Below are 15,546 nucleotides of genomic sequence, written 5' to 3' on the forward strand. Positions count from 1 at the left end.
GTACGTGCAGGCATGCTGACAACCGACATATGGGTTGATGACATAGGGGAAAATTTTTGAGGCTGTAAGAATACTTTTGGCGTGTATCTCCCGAATATTCATGAAAGCCTTCTTATTTGTACGTAGCATGCGCTACTGGTAGGGAATCTGCCGTCGAAATTGATTATGTAGCTGAGAAAGATTCATATCTGTTTCTCCTTTGAATATTGCCATAAAGCTTGATCGAGAGTTCTCATATCGACACCAACTCTTGAAGCCACGCTCCTACAATAAACGGTACAATCCCACCCAAACCGAAAGTTTCGCTTGGGGAAGCAAAAGCGAAAGACTATACTCCGTGCTCAAAATGCTATCCCGCTGACTGAAAGAAATGAAGACGAGCTGAAGACTAAAAGTGCAGAGCGGGTTGTAAAGAAGACCACCCTTTAGCATTAATAGTTTAAAAAACGGTTGACAAATTACTTCTTATGATAAAAGATAGTAATTGATTACTTTCTTTGTGGAGGTTTATATGAGTTCATCAAACAAATATCTTTCTAAAGAGAAACGAAGAGCGATGACGGTAGAAGCAGTAGTCGAGTTGGCTGGGGAACAGAATCCGAGCGAAATTACCACAGCTGCCATAGCCAACCGCATGGGATTGACTCAGGGTGCTCTTTTTCGCCATTTTCCAAACAAGGATGCTATCTTGCAAGCAGTTATGGAATGGGTAGCCGAACGGTTAATGTCTCGCATCGAAAAGGCGGTACACGCAAAATCCTCTCCTCTTGGCGCACTTGAAAGCATGTTTATGGCGCATGTAGATTTTATAACAGAGCATCCCGGTATTCCACGTATGTTATTTAGTGAATTGCAACGTTCTGAAGAAACTGCCCCTAAGCAGATGGCACAAACACTCACTCTGCGTTATAAAGAGCGCCTCAATCATTTGTTTGAACAAGGAAAAAACTGTGGCGAGCTTGACGAAAAGCTTGATAGCGAAGCGGCGGCTACTCTCTTCATAGGCTCTATTCAAGGATTGGTCATGCAATCGTTGATAGCTGGAGATGTGAGCCATATGCGCCGCAATGCTCCGAAAGTTTTTGCCATCTACCAGCGGGGCATAAGGAGTGCACTATGAAAAGATTGCCTATCAAAATACGTACACTGGCACTGATATCTATACTTGTGCCTCTGTTTGCGCTTTTTGTCTATGTTGCCTTTCGCTCGGGGCCACTTGCTCCTGTATCTATTGTGTTGACCACAGTCGAGAATAAGAGCCTTTCACCAGCACTATTCGGCATCGGAACTATTGAAGCTCGTTACACTTACAAGATTGGCCCAACGTTTGCGGGCCGGGTCAAAAGTTTGGATATACACGTAGGTGAGCATGTGAAGGCGGGGCAAGTGCTTGGCGAAATGGATCCGGTAGATCTTGATGGACGTATCAAGGCTCAAGATGCCACTCTGAAGCGAGCGAATGCTCAAATAAGTGAGGCGCAGGTGCGTAAGAATTATGCGAAGACACAGGCTTTACGTTACGAGCAGTTACTTAAAGCGGGTTACACCAGTGAAGAGGTGGCAGACGCTAAACGACAAGAACTGTTGGTTGCGGAAGCAGCGCTGACTGGGGCACGTGAGGAGCTATCTCGTGTACGTTCCGAGCGAGAGGCATTAGAGGCGCAGCGCAGCAATTTGTCTCTGATTGCACCAGTTGACGGATTGATCGTATCACGTGATGCCGATCCTGGAACCACCGTAGTTGCTGGCCAGGCTGTCGTAGAACTGATCGACCCGTACTCACTGTGGGTCAATGTCCGCTTCGATCAAATTCGAGCGCGTGGCCTCGCCGCCGGTTTATCAGCCCAGATCAGGTTACGTTCCCAGGCGGGAGAAATGCAGACAGGGCGTGTTCTGCGAGTCGAACCATTGGCAGACGTAGTTACTGAGGAAGTATTGGCCAAAGTTGTATTCGATCAAATTCCTGATCCGATGCCACCAATCGGTGAACTGGCCGAGGTCACGATTACCCTGCCAACGCTTGCGGCAGCGCCAGTTATCTCTAATGCCGCTATCCATCACATTGATGGCAGATTGGGCGTGTGGCAGGTTATAGATGGTGATCTTCGCTTTACACCAGTTTCACTAGGGATCGCTGATTTGGAGGGCCGCGTACAGGTACGAGAAGGACTCAAAATTGGCGACCAGGTAGTGATCTACAGCGAAAACCCATTGAATGAACACAGCCGAATTCACATTGTTGACCATATTCCAGGGGTGACACAATGATCAATTTGGCAGGTCGCGACATTATGCACTCCTGGGGAAAGTTCGTCTTTACCGCCATGGGGCTTGGCCTGCTGATCGGCGTTACTCTATCCATGGCTGGCATCTATCGCGGCATGGTGGATGACGCTAAGGTACTACTCGACAACAGCGGTGCTGATCTCTGGGTGGTACAAAAGGACACGCTTGGTCCTTACGCTGAATCATCAAGCATCTACGATGACACCTGGCGCGGGATACGAGGCATGCAGGGCGTGGATCAGACAGCGAACATCACCTACCTCACCATGCAAGTACGCAAAGAAGCAAGAGATGTACGCGTCATGGTTACCGGCATCGCACCCGGAGAACCAGGAACACCAGGCTGGCCGCCTTATCTCGTAGCAGGACGTCAGATCACCCGGAGCCATTACGAGGCCGTTGCCGATATCGCCTCGGGATTTAAACTTGGTGAACACATCCAGATTCGACGTAACCAATACACCGTGGTTGGCCTGACTAGAAGGATGGTTTCTTCCAATGGTGATCCCATGGTGTTTATTCCACTTAAAGATGCTCAGGAAGCCCAGTTTCTAAAGGATAATGATGCCATACGAGAACAGCGCCGACGAACAGCTGAAAACCCGGCTTTCAACCAGCCTGGAGTGCCTGCTTTGCTTGATGCGGTTATTGCCTCGCAAAGCACCAACCCTTACGTCAACGCTATTTTGGTGCGGGTTGAAACAGGTCATGACCCAGAAGAAGTCGCTGAATCGATCCGCCGCTGGAAGCGCTTGACGGTCTACACTCGCAGTCAGATGGAGGAAATTCTTGTCGGCAAGCTGATCGCCACCTCATCAAAGCAAATCGCGATGTTTCTTGTGATCCTTTCGATTGTGAGTTCGGTTATTGTCGCCTTCATCATCTACACGCTGACACTTGGCAAAATAAGGGAAATCGCCGTGTTAAAACTGATCGGCACAAAAAATCGCACCATTGTCGGTTTGATTGTACAACAGTCTATTGCTTTGGGCTTGATCGGTTTCGTGGTTGGGAAGATCTCGGCGACTCTGTTGATGGCACCTATTTTTCCCAAATATGTGCTGCTGGAGCCTCTCGACTCAGTTCTTGGTTTTATCGCCGTGATTATGATCTGCGTCATGTCGAGCATTATAGCCATTCGTGTCGCTCTTAAGGTCGATCCGGCCGAAGCCATAGGAGGTTAATATGACTGGTAAAGGCATTCGCATCTCAGGGTTGAGAAAACGCTATGGAAGCGGCGATACTGCTGTTGACGCTTTGAAGATGGTAAACATGCACGTTGCGCCGGGGGAAGTCGTTGGGCTGATTGGACCTTCAGGTTCTGGCAAGAGTACGTTGCTTAAATGCTTAGGTGCTGTGATAGAGCCGACTGCTGGGCAAATGATGCTCGGAGATGACATTATTTATCACGATGGCTGGAAGGTCAAAGATCTTCGCGCGCTACGTCGTGACCATATCGGCTTTGTATTTCAAGCGCCGTATCTGATCCCTTTCCTAGATGTTACCGACAACGTCGCTCTGCTGCCTATGCTGGCGGGGAAACCTAACGCCGAAGCGCGTCAACAAGCAATAGAATTGTTAAAAGCGCTTGATGTGGAGCACCGCGCCAAGGCTATGCCATCTCAACTCTCTGGTGGCGAACAACAACGAGTGGCCATTGCACGCGGTTTGGTCAATCGTCCTCCGGTAATATTGGCCGATGAACCGACTGCCCCCCTTGATAGTGAGCGTGCGCTGGCGGTCATCAGAATCTTGAACGATATGGCCCAAAGGTTCGAGACTGCTGTTATTGTCGTTACCCACGATGAAAAAATAATCCCCACCTTTAAACGTATTTATCATATCCGTGACGGAGTAACCTATGAAGAGGAAGGTCAAGGGCGCAGCTTTGAGTGAAAGCTTCCCAAGGAAGCCATTTAACTACCAGGCGGTGCAGAGAGAAGAAAGAGAAAACCCGCCACCCTGGGAATACCCCAAAGAGACGGGTTTGTCTTTTATAATTGGTGGAGGCGGGGGGAATTGAACCCCCGTCCGACAAGGGCCAGCCGTGGAAGCTCTACGAGTGTAGTTCCTGATTTAATCTCGGATGCAGACTCCCAGGAACAGGATTCTGCGCTCCCAAGCCCCCTTATCTTTCTCGCAGAACCAGAGGCACTCTCTACGAGGCATTCACCTTATTATGACGTCATTCAGCAGACCGGTGACTGATCTACTGAAGACGTGGCTGAACTAAGCAGCCAATGCGTAATTATTATTATTGACGTTTATTGTTGTTCCGCCGTTTAGCGAGGTTGCGGAGTCCTCGACCCGCTCTTCCAGACCCTCCATCTTGCCGTCGAAACCTGTCGCCCCCTTAATCTCTATCGTCACGTCGTAAGGCTCTGGCCATAGATCTTTTCGCATCTCGTTCAGCTATAGCATCTCGCTTATCATGTTCGGCCTTACCTTTAGCCAACGCTAACTCAATTTTTGCATGTTTGCCGTTTTTAATGTAGATAGAAAGGGGCACAAGTGTTAAGCCTTTTTCTCGAATCTTACTATTTAAACGCAACAACTCAATTTTATGAATTAACAGTTTTCTGTCTCGTTCGGGTTCATGATTATAATAGCTACCTTTTTCATAGGGGGAAATGTGCATACCTATCAACCAAAGTTCTCTATCACGGATAAGTGCAAAGCTATCTTTCAAGTTAACTCTGCCGTCACGTACAGACTTTATTTCGGTTCCACTGAGAACAATGCCGCACTCAAAAGTCTCAAGAATAAAGTAATCGTGTTTTGCTTTTCTATTTACCGCAACTCGATCTATGGCCACTCTACTTCCCTCCACTGCTGATTCTAGCAAAATAGTCAGCAATAGTCAATAATAGTCAATTTGAAATTTTACCTCTCCATACAAAAAAATCCCGGCTATAAAAGCCAGGATTATTCTTCTATATGGTCGGGGCGAGAGGATTCGAACCTCCGACCTCCTGGTCCCGAACCAGGCGCGCTTACCAGACTGCGCTACGCCCCGAACGGCGAGATTGTATCACGCCCGTAAAAGGTCGTCAAACCCCTAATGAGCTCTGTCGTCATCTCCCGAAGAACTATTTCCGTTCGACGTTTCCTGAGACCCTTTACGCAAATTCCGCCAATTCAGTCGTCCACCGGGACGCGTCGCATCTCCTACAGGAATCTCTGTCCAGCCCCAAGGAGTTATCATTATGAACCGGAAAACAATTCCCTGATTAAAGAGTGTTCGAATATGAGCCGAATACCGCAAAAGATCCGAAATTATGTAACTGTCGCTCATGAGCCAGACCCGCTGACATACGTCTCTTCCGAAGAGAGAGGCGTAATCTATAGCCATACGAACGCCATCCTCAAACTGCGCTGGGCCAAGAGCCAAAACAATGGCATCATCATGACCCGTCGGTTTGTGAAGCGAAGGAATTACATCCGCACACTGCTCCGCCCACTCGATTCGCGAAAACAAATTATCCATATCCACTTCAAAGGGTTCTTCCAGATATGGCATGAGTATATCTTTTTCGTTTTCTGTCATTTCTTCCCCAGATAGAATATCTTCCATCCAGGTCTGCACATCGGTAATAAATTTTAATATATAGTTCGGATACCCCTTGCCCGACATTGCAACAAGAACATCTCGCACAGTCCATTGATTAAGATTTTTTTCATCTTCGCCGTTAGGCATAGTCATTCATGTACCTCCAAAAGTGCTCTTTGCATGTTATTGAGGAACAGCATAACATAAAGTGTGTTAGATTACACGAGTTATATTACAATAAACTTTGACAATCAAAAGAATCTTTTTTTCAAGGAGGAAAAATATGAGTTCTTTAAAATTATCCTGTGAGAATACGCAGTTTCTCATGATCGATATTCAGGAACGCCTTCTCCCGGCAATAGATCACTCCGAAAATGTGAAAGCAAACGCCTTTAGACTTCTGGAAGGAGCGCGCACTCTCCATATTCCTGTAACATATACTGAACAATATCCCAAGGGCTTGGGCCCCACTGACTCTCTCTTATTAGAAAAACTTGAAGGAATAGACTCTTTTCAGAAAACAACTTTCTCATGTTGTGACGAAGAAGGGTTCATCAACGTTCTGAAAGATAAAAAACGAAGTAATATAGTTGTGTGGGGAATTGAATCTCATATCTGTGTACTTGCCACAATTATGGATATACTCAGCCACGACTTCACCGTCTGGCTTGCCGCCGACGCCAGTGGAAGCCGCAATACTCGAAATCATGATCTCGCACTACAGGCCATGTCACAGATGGGCGTCATCGTGGTTCCCACAGAAACAATTCTGTACCAGCTTATGAAGAGAGCGGGAACGCCTGAATTCAAAACGTTGCTACCTCTTTTTAAATAAAAATCGAAAAGGGTTCTTTTCAAGGGGGGATTCTTGTGACTATTGATCGACAAAAAGCTTTAGAGCTCCACCGCAGAGCTCGCGGAAAAGTAAAAATGTATCCTACAATCAATATACGAAACGAAGAAGATCTGGCCATGGCTTACGTTCAGGGAAGCGCCTTCGCCGCCGAAGAGATTCAAGAAGATCCAGACAGAAGTTATGAGTACACCGGACGAGCAAATCGTCTGGCCGTTATCAGTGACGGAACAGCCGTTCTCGGCATGGGAAATATAGGACCCCGCGCAGCCCTTCCCGTTATGGAGGGGAAATGCCTTCTCTTCAAAAATTTCGGCGATGTAAGCGCCATTCCAGTATGCCTGGAAGCTCAAAACGCTCAGGAAATCATTGAGACAGCGAAACACCTGGCCCCCTCATTCGGAGCTATCAATATTGAAGACATATCGAGTCCCAACACCTTCGACATTGTCAAAGCATTACAAGCCATAGAGGTTCCCGTTTTTTCAGATGACCAGCAAGGAAGCGCTGCCGTTGTTCTCGCCGCTCTCAAAAATGCCCTTACCGTCGTAGACAAGAAACTGACCGAGACAAAGATTGTTATTCATGGCGCAGGAGCCGCAGGAATCGCCGTTGCCGACCTTTTCCTCTACTTAGGTGTAAAGAATATCGTCCTGCTCAATAGCAAGGGCATTCTCGGCCCAGACAACCCTTCTATGAACCACGTGCAGCAAAGCATGTCTGAACGGGTGAATCCAGAAAACCTCAAAGGGAACCTGAAAGAAGCCATCGACGGGGCAGACGTCTATATCGGCCTTTCGTCGAGAGGAACCCTGCCTTCGGAATACATAAAGAGAATGAATGACTCTCCCATCATTTTCGCACTTTCAATGCCCACACCAGAAATTTCAGCCGAGGAAGCTCAGGCCGCAGGCGCACGAATTGTAGCCATGGGCCTTAGCACCGGGAAAAACCCCATCCCCAACCTTCACATATATCCGGGACTTGTACGAGGACTTCTCGATGTACGAGCCACAGGTCTGAACAAAAACGTTATTATTGCAGCCGCCAATGCCGTAGCGGGAGTGGTCGATAAGCGGAGAATGAATGAGCACCACATTATGCCCGACCTTTTCTCTGACGAAACGGCACCATCTGTAGCAGAAGCCGTAGCTCAGGCCGCCATCGTTGAAGGTCTGGCAAGACGCTCAGTACCGCCGAAGAAGATTTACGACGATACGTGGCAGCGACTCTTCGGAGGATATTTGCTCCGCACCTAGTGAGCATAGTGAACACAAAAAGGGCCTTTCCCGGATGCATTTTCTGAAAGCAGTCGCGAGAAAGGCCCTTCTTCATGAAGCGTTGCATATAGATGTTACATAACAATAAGATAGATATTGTGCTATTCGAGAATCACTACAGGTTTAATCAAATCTCTTGGCTTATCTTTCATAAGCAATAAGGCTTCTTCCATCTTGTCAAAGGTCTTAAATTCATGAGTAACCAATTTTGACGGATCCAGGCGACCATACTTCACAAGGCTCGCTAAACGCTCCATACGTACTCTACCGCCAGGGCAAAGTCCGCCGCGAATAGTCTTGTGAGCCATGCCGCACCCCCATTCAAGACGGGGAATTAGCAAATCTTCACCTTCGCCATAATAGTTGACATTAGAGATAACCGACCCGGGTTTGGCCATCTTCACACCCTTTTTGATCATATCAATGCCAGGTGCAGCGATAATAACTCTGTCTACACCCTCACCGCCGGTAAGTTCCATAACCTGATCTACAATTTCTCCATCTTTGTAATTAATAATGTCAGTAGCACCGTAAGCTTTGGCAACTTCAACGCACTTGGGGCGGCTTCCAACAGCAAAGAGACGCCCAGCGCCAGCCAAAGCAGAACCAGCCACAGCCATGAGTCCCACAGGTCCAATACCAATAACGGCCACACTCATACCGAAACCAACTTCAGCCAACTCTACGCCGTGAAACCCTGTAGTAACCATATCGGTGAGCATGACTGCTGATTTCGTCGACACTCCATCTGGTATAAGAGCCAAATTCATATCAGCATCGTTAACGTGAAAATACTCAGCGAAAACTCCATCTTTAAAGTTTGAAAACTTCCATCCGGCTAAAAGACCATTGGAATGCTGAGGAAAACCGCGCTGCACAGCAAGTGACGCCCAGTCGGGGGTAATAGCGGGAACAATAACTCTGTCTCCAGGTTTAAAATCTTTAACTTCTGACCCTACTTCTTCAACTACTCCGACAGCTTCATGACCAAGGATCATATCTTTTCTGTCGCCGATGGCTCCCTCAAATACTGTATGGATATCTGAAGTACAAGGTGAAACAGCCAGTGGAGAAACTATTGCATCGCAAGGTCCTGCCACAGGTTTTGCCTTCTCGATCCAACCTGTTTTCCCGATTCCTAACATTGCAAATCCCTTCATGATACACTCCTCCTCTACAGATAAGGTCTGTCGTAAAAGAAACACTAATCCGCTTTTTGCTTTGTGATTTTTTTAGCTTTATTGCCTTATAGTTATTATATAATAAAAATGTATAAAATTTGATAAAAAAACATATTCTACTATACGCAATATTCCGAATCAATATGGCCAGACTATCTGCTTTTTGGGAAAACGGCTGTTTTTCTCTCTTTTCCTGAAAAATATAATCTTAGTTTTTTGTTTTGTTTTTTCCTGCTATTTACAGTCGAAACTGTGTTATACTTTTGTGAATAAATTATCAAAATCACAGAAAGGGAGAGATTTTTGTGAAGCGCCTTCTCGAAGGAAAACACGCCATTGTCACCGGAGCTAGCAAAGGAATTGGAAAAGGGATCGCAAAAACTTTCTTAGATCATGGAGCAACTGTCGTTATAACAGGTCGAACAGAAAAAGACCTCAAGGCCGCTGTGGAAGAACTCTCTGCCCACGGACCTATCTCTTATATTGTCGCTGACGTCAGTAAGGCTGACGAAATCAAGACCATGATCAGCACTTTCATTGAAAGACACGGACGATTAGACGTGCTTTGCAGCAACGCCGGCATTTTCCCCATGTCTCTCATCGAAAATATGTCAGAAGAAGAGTGGGACTATATCAATACGGTTAACGTAAAAGGTATGTTCTTAGCCGTAAAAGAATGTATTCCTCTCATGAAAAAACAGGGAGGCGGCAATATTGTCATTACCTCCTCCATTACTGGTCCCATTACAGGTTTCACCGGCTGGAGCCACTATGGAGCCACGAAGGCGGCACAGCTGGGTTTCATGAGATCTGCTGCCATTGAATTAGCTCGCTACGGTATCAGAATTAACGCCGTTCAGCCAGGCAATATTGCAACTGAAGGGCTTCTCAGCATGGGGGAAGACTACGCCAACACAATGAAGAAGTCTATTCCTCTCGGCACGTTGGGAGAACCTGAAGATATAGGAAACGCTATGGCATTCTTAGCTTCAGATCTTGCTAAATTTATTACAGGTCAGACAATCGTAGTGGATGGTGGTCAGATTCTTCCTGAATCATCTGACGCCATGGAAGTACCAATTGAAGGATAACACGACAAAGACACATCCCTAAAAAATTACTATCCGTAAGGCAAGAAGCCCCCTGAATTTGATTTCAGGGGGCTTCAAATATATGGTTATCACGTAAAAACTTTTTATGCAGCGTACATTAATTACCGCACTACTACCATTTAAAGCGAGAGAGAAGTAGTGCTGTTCCTGCAAGAGTCACCCACAACGAATGCCTCTCGCTCTTCCAGACTATAGACCATTCGTAATGACCGTTAATGCGCTTTCCAGGCCATGAGAGAGGAATAAAACGTCCCGTCGTTTTCTTATAATCTGTGTATGCCGCACCAAATTTTTCTTCCAGAAAAGATTCCTCATAGGGAACGATCCATATGCCGTAAATGAGGAAAAAGGAGAAAAGAAAGAGGGCGACAACCCAGGGGCCTGCCAATATAGACCATCCCAAACCGATAAGTCCATTTCCAACGTAGAGAGGATTCCGTACAAAGGAATAGGGTCCCCATGTAACCAGCTGCTCTGCTCCAACCTTTTCGCCTCTGTATTTCACTATGCAGCCCGAGGCCCAGAAACGTATGAACTGGCCCAAAGCCACAATGAGCAAAGAGGGAACAACCCGACTCAATTCAGGTCTGGCCAAAAAGAGGATAAGGAGGTAAAGAGCTGTCCACAGCCCTCCACGCAATTTAAATACCTTGGCTTGAAATGTGTCATGCGTCATGGTCTAATTTCTCTCTTTCATTCATAAAAATTTCTTCGCTGGTTCCCCATCCCAAGAGTCGGATGGCTACAGCTGCACCCATTCCTATAGCTAAGTATTCCGTAAAGAAACGCCATAGAATGGCCATTACTCCTGCAACATGCCAGGGAACGAGAAGTCCGAAAAGGGCGGCTCCTCCCCCTTCTGCAACGCCACTTGCGCCAGGAGTGGGAACAAAATAGAGCACAAACATGAATACAGCTTGTGCCATAAAAGCCTGAAGGTAGTGAACAGGAAGGCCAACTGCCCAGATAAGGCAGGGAAGAACCGAGAAAAGACAGAGCAAATGAAGGCCAGAAAGAATTATGGCGCCTACAAAGTGAGGAAATCCAGACGTGAAGAAGAGTCTGAAATTCTCGCTATAATTGTCTATTTCCCTATTGACCCTGCGTATTACAGAGAGCACCTTTATATGCTTTACAATCCCGAAACGTTTCAGCATAAGGGTCAATATCTGGCCCCATCTTTTCATCAGCTGAGGTTTCGTGAGACTCAAAACGACAAGAACCCATGAAATACCCACAAAAATTGCAACATATGTAAATACGCTTTTTACAAAGAGGCTTGTTCCCAAAAGCTCTGGTTCAAAAAGAATAGCCATAGGAACCACAACGCCCAGCAGCAAAAGGGTGAGAAGGGTGCGCGTTAAGGTAATTGCCACACCTTTCCCTATAGGCATATCGTGTTTATATAAGACAAAGACCTGAAAGGGTCCACCGCCACTTTGCATAGGAGTTACAGCGCATCCAAAGTAATGGAGCCACGTTAAAACCAATCCAAGGCGGAAAGTTACGCGCTCTGAAGCTGCTCTGGCTATGGCACAAAAACGCATGGCGTCACAGCACCACGCCCCAAAAACAAGCAGTAAAGCAACTACTAATGCAGATTTCCTTGCGGTAAAAAGCATTTCAACAGTACTCTCGTCCACACTTGAAATAAGAACCAGAGCACTTACTCCGAATGTCAAAGTTAAGAATACAACGAGTCCTTTTCGTAATGACAAGGGTAATGCACCCCTTACTTTCTCCTATGGGTTTCTTCTATAAGACATGCTGCCTCGTACAACCCATCGACGACATGTAGCGACAACATGCTTTTCTTCTCTTCCAACTCTGCCCCATATCCGCTTCGAACAAGAATGAATGGACAATTCACATTCTCGGCCAGAAGCAGATCTGGTTCATTGTCTCCTACGACCCAGCTTCTCCGTATATCTATTGAAAGATCTTTAACCGCTCCCAATACCATTCCAGGAGCAGGTTTCCGACACGTACATTCTTGTTTGTATTGCTCTATCACAGCCTCAGGATGATGAGGACAGTAATAGAAAGCATCAATACCGATTCCTTCCCTTTCCAATTCTTTCTGTATAAAGCGATGGCTCTTTTGAACAAAGGCTTCATCAAAATACCCACGAGCAACGCCGCTTTGGTTGGAAACCACCACGAGAAGATATCCCAGGCTTTTTAACTTTTTGAGAGCTTGCGCGGCAAAAGGCACAAGTCTGATCTTGCAGATATCGTCTAAATAAGGAACGTGTTCTATTAATGTTCCATCTCTATCGAGAAAAACCGCAGGAACCATTTACTGAATATAACCACTCGCAACTGAACTAAGTTCTTCAATATAAGGGTACAATCCTTCGAGAAGAGGTACGATGTCATCTCGGATACTGGCAGCCATCTCCTCGGTCTGATTGTTCTCCATATATTCCGATGTCTTCTCAAGAGCTTTTGTCAAAGCGTTGCGATGAGATTCAATCTTTCCGTCTCCCACGTCGCCATCCTGCACTGAGAGGAGAAATTGAGAGTGCAACATGACCTGCAACAGCCAGCTAATACCTTCCACTCCATCTTTGAGAGTCGCCATAGCTTCGTCCATCTGGTGATTCTCCAAAAAGGTGGCAACGCGCTTCATACCGTTGATCAGCGTAGGCAAATAGGTTTCCGAGCTTTCCAAAGACTCCATAACAAGTTCTCTAATGGACGTGCTCTGAAAATCAACGGCACCGACACTTTGAAGCTTTTCAAAGGCTTCTTCATCTAACGCAGCTCCATCTACTTCTACTGCCCTCAGCACTCGCCCCTTTTGGGAAAGTATCTGTTTCACCTCTTGAAGCAGAATTTTCTTATCTTCCGTTTCTGCCGAATTCAACTCAACTTTTTTCCCATCAATAGATATGATCAAATTTGATTTCCTCCTTCTTTCTCTGATTTTTTCAATTCCTCTCTCCACCACTCTACCATATCATTTACAGTGTCACTCAAAACATGGCAAGGTTTCCAGCCGGTATCCTTCTCGATCTTTGATAAGTCATTCCAGTAGATCAATTCATCAACAGCACGCACAAGAGCCGGATCCCGCACTACGTTTACATCTTTTTCGCAACCTTCAAGAACAATGTCGAGAAGCTGCTGCATCGAAACGACATCTGATCCAGAAATATTATAAGCTTCTCCGCCACGTCCCTTCTCCTGAAGAGCCCAAAAGCCCTCTACAGCGTCTCGCACATCAAGGAAGGCCCGCTTCGTGTGCAAATTTCCCACATGAAATTCCGGCGGAATAATATCTAAATCTATCTGAGCGCGACGTCGGGTAAAGTCGGAAACAACTTCCCCCCTGCGGCGACGTCCTACGCAATTGCCTATTCGCAGGCGAATAATATCAAGTGAGTGAGCGTTGCCATACGTCACGGCAAGCAAATCCTGAGCCGCTTTCGACATACCGTAGACGTGAGCTGGCCGAAATGGCTGATCTTCTGTTACAGGAGCCTCGGAGGGATCTATAAATCCGTAGGCAGCTGTAGATGATGCCAGCAAGACTCTCGTATCTTTCAATCCCAGATGAAGCATTGATTCAAAGACGTTGAGCGTTCCCATAACGTTCGATTCTACTGTGAATTCAGGTTCTTTATACGAAACCATAGGGTAGCTCTGAGCCGCCAAGTGGTAAATAACGTGAGGACGAACTTGTTGAAGAGCTTCTTCAAGATGTGATCTCTGACGAACGTCAATATTAAAAAGACCTTTGGCATATCGTGTCGGAACACTCATATCGTTTGTCGGACGGAAATACGACCCCCACACTTCGCATCCCTTGCGGGCCAGAAACTCTGAGAGGTGACTTCCTATAAATCCGCCAATTCCCGTAATAAAAACTTTCAATGACATTCTACAAACACCTTCTTTATTGATCAAGGGAAACTATAAATTCAGGAATATTTTTTTGGCTTTTTTGATAATCGTCTGGAACGCCAATGTCAACAAAAAAACCTTCCGCTTCGTGAGCATACACGGGGGCATTTCTTTCAAGCAATGCGGGCAATACATCTTTTTCCCAGGAAAGCCGCCCTTCTGGTAAATCCTCAACCACTTTTCGTTTAACAACATAGAGTCCTCCATTGATAAGCCACTGGCCATCGTCCCCAGCTGCTATGGAGGAATCCCCAAATCGCAAGACTCTTTTATCTTCGTCTATCTCAACAGGATCTGTTCTTTCTATTGAAGGCCATTTGCGAAGTGCAATGACCACGTCGGCATCGAGATGCCGGCTCTCTTTAAACATGCTCTCTATATCCACATCGAGAAGGGTGTCGCCGTTAAGAAACAAAAAATCGTCTTCCTGAATGGAAGGCAGGGCATAACGCAGAGCTCCCGCCTTATCGAGAGGCTCAGGTTCCACACTATATTCTATCGATAATCCCCATGGCTCTCCGCTCTGGCAATATTCCCGGATCTGGTCGGCCTTATAGCCAAGAAGCAGAAGACATTTCCCTATGCCTCTTTGACGAAGGAAGAGGAAAAGCCAATGTAAGAAAGGCTTGCCACCTATAAGCGCAAGCGCTTTTGGACGGTCGGAGACAACCGACCGCAGGCGGGTTCCAAGGCCTCCCGCAAGAATAACGGCAAGTTCATTCTTCATGGGAACAGAGAGCCTCCTCTACGAGACCACATATTATATGTCCCCATGTAATATGCAATTCCTGTATTCGCGGAGTGTGAAGGGAAGGAGCCGCAAGAAGAACAGAGACAATGTCAGCTAATTTTCCGCCACCCTGGCCCGTCATGCCGATTGTCTTAAGTCCATTTTCTCTGGCCCATTCCAGCGCCTTCACCACGTTGGCACTTGTTCCACTCGTAGATATTCCTACAACTGTATCTTTTGAATCGGCCAATCCCTGCAACTGTCTGATAAAAATATTCTCATACCCGAAATCGTTGGCAAGGGCCGTTATCGTACTCGAGTTCGTCGTCAAAGCCATTGCAGGCAGCGCCTTTCTGTTCCGTTCAAAACGACCGAGAAGCTCTGCCGCCATATGTTGCGCATCGGCAGCAGACCCGCCGTTCCCACAAAAAAACACCGTTCCACCTTGAGATATGGTTTGAATTATATACTGGGAGGCTAACGCCACTTTTTCAGCTAAAGGCAAGGCTGCCCTCTTGACGTCTATAGATTCTCTGAGTTCGTCTTGTATTTTACCAATCATGAAACCAATCCCTTCACGATCTTCTCAACAAGATATTCTACCACGTAGAGAAACAAAAAACTTTTCCTCCTATAAAGATATAC

17 protein-coding genes, 1 tRNA gene and 1 other RNA gene are annotated in these 15,546 nt (G+C 46.4%); 7 read left to right on the plus strand and 12 right to left on the minus strand.

Annotated features, from left to right (window positions below):
- Positions 1-511: 511 nt before the first annotated feature.
- Genes ACZ5GY_RS06885 through ACZ5GY_RS06900 form a run of 4 tightly spaced genes read left to right on the plus strand, consistent with a single transcriptional unit; the run spans position 512 to position 4,182 of the window.
- On the plus strand, positions 512-1,120 hold the full coding sequence (locus ACZ5GY_RS06885; protein WP_213691884.1) for a TetR/AcrR family transcriptional regulator: 609 nt from the start codon (positions 512-514) through the stop codon (positions 1,118-1,120).
- Positions 1,117-2,268 (plus strand): efflux RND transporter periplasmic adaptor subunit, encoded by a 1,152-nt coding sequence (locus tag ACZ5GY_RS06890; protein WP_013048727.1) that lies wholly within the window; start codon positions 1,117-1,119, stop codon positions 2,266-2,268. The genes ACZ5GY_RS06885 and ACZ5GY_RS06890 overlap by 4 nt, the downstream gene beginning before the upstream one ends.
- A complete protein-coding gene (locus ACZ5GY_RS06895; RefSeq protein WP_213691883.1) occupies positions 2,265-3,470 on the plus strand; it encodes an ABC transporter permease in 1,206 nt (401 codons plus the stop codon). Before ACZ5GY_RS06890 ends, ACZ5GY_RS06895 begins: the two co-directional genes overlap by 4 nt.
- Before the next feature lies 1 nt (position 3,471).
- Positions 3,472-4,182 (plus strand): ABC transporter ATP-binding protein, encoded by a 711-nt coding sequence (locus ACZ5GY_RS06900; RefSeq protein WP_213691882.1) that lies wholly within the window; start codon positions 3,472-3,474, stop codon positions 4,180-4,182.
- Between the two features lie 105 nt (positions 4,183-4,287).
- Here the strand turns inward: ACZ5GY_RS06900 and ssrA are convergent.
- The 4 genes from ssrA to ACZ5GY_RS06920 all read right to left on the minus strand — a co-directional run bounded on the left by ssrA (position 4,288) and on the right by ACZ5GY_RS06920 (position 5,989).
- Positions 4,288-4,639: a transfer-messenger RNA gene (ssrA, locus tag ACZ5GY_RS06905) on the minus strand.
- Complete coding sequence (gene smpB / locus ACZ5GY_RS06910) at positions 4,640-5,101, minus strand: SsrA-binding protein SmpB (protein WP_213695436.1); 462 nt, start codon at positions 5,099-5,101, stop codon at positions 4,640-4,642.
- A 123-nt stretch (positions 5,102-5,224) separates the two neighbouring features.
- Positions 5,225-5,302 (minus strand) — tRNA-Pro (locus ACZ5GY_RS06915).
- 42 nt (positions 5,303-5,344) lie between these two features.
- Positions 5,345-5,989, minus strand: coding sequence for a hypothetical protein (locus ACZ5GY_RS06920; protein ID WP_213695435.1), 645 nt, complete (start codon positions 5,987-5,989; stop codon positions 5,345-5,347).
- A gap of 130 nt (positions 5,990-6,119) precedes the next feature.
- Here ACZ5GY_RS06920 and ACZ5GY_RS06925 point away from each other — a divergent pair, with 130 nt between their 5' ends.
- Together ACZ5GY_RS06925 and ACZ5GY_RS06930 are read left to right on the plus strand one after the other, a co-directional pair.
- Complete coding sequence (locus ACZ5GY_RS06925; RefSeq protein ID WP_213691879.1) at positions 6,120-6,671, plus strand: isochorismatase family protein; 552 nt, start codon at positions 6,120-6,122, stop codon at positions 6,669-6,671.
- Between the two features lie 35 nt (positions 6,672-6,706).
- Positions 6,707-7,948: an NAD(P)-dependent malic enzyme gene (locus ACZ5GY_RS06930; protein WP_323401678.1), complete on the plus strand. Its 1,242-nt coding sequence runs from the start codon at positions 6,707-6,709 to the stop codon at positions 7,946-7,948.
- Positions 7,949-8,070: 122 nt separating this feature from the next.
- On the opposite strand, the gene ACZ5GY_RS06935 is transcribed toward ACZ5GY_RS06930, so the two are convergent.
- Positions 8,071-9,129 (minus strand): NAD(P)-dependent alcohol dehydrogenase, encoded by a 1,059-nt coding sequence (locus ACZ5GY_RS06935; protein WP_213691877.1) that lies wholly within the window; start codon positions 9,127-9,129, stop codon positions 8,071-8,073.
- 326 nt (positions 9,130-9,455) lie between these two features.
- Here ACZ5GY_RS06935 and fabG point away from each other — a divergent pair, with 326 nt between their 5' ends.
- Complete coding sequence (fabG, locus tag ACZ5GY_RS06940) at positions 9,456-10,241, plus strand: 3-oxoacyl-ACP reductase FabG (RefSeq protein WP_213691876.1); 786 nt, start codon at positions 9,456-9,458, stop codon at positions 10,239-10,241.
- Positions 10,242-10,374: 133 nt separating this feature from the next.
- Here the strand turns inward: fabG and ACZ5GY_RS06945 are convergent, their stop codons facing one another.
- From ACZ5GY_RS06945 to ACZ5GY_RS06975, 7 genes are read right to left on the minus strand one after another with little or no spacing between them, the layout of a single operon-like run.
- The gene (locus ACZ5GY_RS06945) at positions 10,375-10,938 is read right to left on the minus strand and encodes a methyltransferase family protein (RefSeq protein WP_213691875.1); all 564 of its coding nucleotides are present in this window, start codon (positions 10,936-10,938) and stop codon (positions 10,375-10,377) included.
- On the minus strand, positions 10,928-11,980 hold the full coding sequence (locus ACZ5GY_RS06950; protein WP_213691874.1) for a lysylphosphatidylglycerol synthase transmembrane domain-containing protein: 1,053 nt from the start codon (positions 11,978-11,980) through the stop codon (positions 10,928-10,930). The genes ACZ5GY_RS06945 and ACZ5GY_RS06950 overlap by 11 nt, the downstream gene beginning before the upstream one ends.
- A gap of 14 nt (positions 11,981-11,994) precedes the next feature.
- The gene (locus ACZ5GY_RS06955) at positions 11,995-12,561 is read right to left on the minus strand and encodes a D-glycero-alpha-D-manno-heptose-1,7-bisphosphate 7-phosphatase (protein ID WP_213691873.1); all 567 of its coding nucleotides are present in this window, start codon (positions 12,559-12,561) and stop codon (positions 11,995-11,997) included.
- Positions 12,562-13,164, minus strand: coding sequence for a hypothetical protein (locus ACZ5GY_RS06960; protein ID WP_213691872.1), 603 nt, complete (start codon positions 13,162-13,164; stop codon positions 12,562-12,564).
- Positions 13,161-14,147 (minus strand): GDP-mannose 4,6-dehydratase, encoded by a 987-nt coding sequence (locus ACZ5GY_RS06965; protein WP_213691871.1) that lies wholly within the window; start codon positions 14,145-14,147, stop codon positions 13,161-13,163. The genes ACZ5GY_RS06960 and ACZ5GY_RS06965 overlap by 4 nt, the downstream gene beginning before the upstream one ends.
- Before the next feature lie 16 nt (positions 14,148-14,163).
- Positions 14,164-14,898, minus strand: coding sequence for a nucleotidyltransferase family protein (locus ACZ5GY_RS06970; RefSeq protein ID WP_213691870.1), 735 nt, complete (start codon positions 14,896-14,898; stop codon positions 14,164-14,166).
- On the minus strand, positions 14,888-15,463 hold the full coding sequence (locus ACZ5GY_RS06975) for a D-sedoheptulose-7-phosphate isomerase (RefSeq protein WP_213691869.1): 576 nt from the start codon (positions 15,461-15,463) through the stop codon (positions 14,888-14,890). Before ACZ5GY_RS06975 ends, ACZ5GY_RS06970 begins: the two co-directional genes overlap by 11 nt.
- Positions 15,464-15,546 lie beyond the last annotated feature (83 nt).

Source organism: Aminobacterium thunnarium, from assembly GCF_055390565.1.